The 475-nt window shown below is 56.4% G+C and carries 1 protein-coding gene; it reads left to right on the top strand.

Annotation, left to right across the window (positions count from 1 at the left end; genetic code table 11):
- Nucleotides 1-10: 10 nt before the first annotated feature.
- Nucleotides 11-475, top strand: a 465-nt coding sequence (locus FCS21_RS15930; protein WP_442548487.1) for an oxidoreductase, incomplete at its 3' end; no start/stop codon positions are given.

The raw sequence follows: 475 nt of genomic DNA, 5'->3' as shown, positions 1-475 counted from the left end.
GAGATTAATCATGAATAAGCTGTTCACTCCTTACGATCTAGCCGGTACTCCTTTGAAAAACCGCGTTGTCATGGCCCCCATGACTCGCACCCGAACCTTGAACAACATTCCGAATGAATCCAACGCGCTTTACTACGCACAACGAGCTTCTGCCGGCTTGCTGATTACCGAGGGCCTGCCTATTTCCGATGAGGCTCGCGGCTATCTTTATACCCCAGGCATTTACGAAGATGTGCATTTGCCAGGCTGGCGCAAAGTGACTGACGCGGTGCACGCCAAGGGCGGGAAGATTTTTGCGCAGCTCTGGCACGTAGGCCGTATGTCCCACACCTCGGTACACGGCATAGTGCCGGTCTCCTCGGGCAAGGTGCCTGCGGTGGACACCACGGTGTATGCCTGGATCGAACCTGGCAAAGCTGGCCCGGTGCAGCCCAGCGCTCCACGTGCGCTGGAAACTGAAGAAGTGAAACGCGTC

It is taken from the genome of Colwellia ponticola, assembly GCF_005885605.1.
Classification (GTDB): Bacteria; Pseudomonadota; Gammaproteobacteria; order Enterobacterales; family Alteromonadaceae; genus Colwellia; species Colwellia ponticola.
This window is presented reverse-complemented; position numbering and strand designations above follow the sequence as displayed.